The organism is Cupriavidus sp. 01L46 (assembly GCF_056399905.1).
This window is the reverse complement of sequence record NZ_JBFTSF010000740.1, coordinates 1-402: the sequence shown is the minus strand read 5'-3', so window position 1 is coordinate 402 and position 402 is coordinate 1. Positions and strand designations below refer to the sequence as shown.

At 66.4% G+C, this 402-nt stretch carries 1 pseudogene; it reads right to left on the bottom strand.

The features are described 5' to 3' along the window. A pseudogene (locus tag AC1DS3_RS39575) lies at positions 1–402 on the bottom strand (benzoyl-CoA oxygenase); the annotation flags it as partial.

The window sequence follows — 402 nt, the reverse complement described above, 5'->3', positions numbered from 1 at the left end:
CATCGGGGCCGAGCCGGTGCCGGTGCAGATCATCATCACGCTGGCTTCGCGGTGGTTGGGCATCAGAAAGGTGGTGCCGAACGGGCCGACCACGCGCACTTCGTCGCCGCGCGCGAGGTCGCACAGGAAGTTGGATGCCACGCCGCGCACCGGTTGCCCTTCATGATCCTGCTCGACGCGCTTCACGGTAAGCGCGAGGTTGTTGTAGCCCGGCCGCTCGCCGTCGCGCGGGCTGGCGATCGAGTACATGCGGATGTAGTGCGGCTTGCCGTTGGCGTCGGTGCCGGGCGGCACGATGCCGATGGCCTGGCCTTCCAGCACCGGGAAAAAGTGCTGCCCGAAATCCAGCACGATGTGATGCACATCGCTCGATGCGTCGTCGGCGGTGAGACGGTAGTTGCC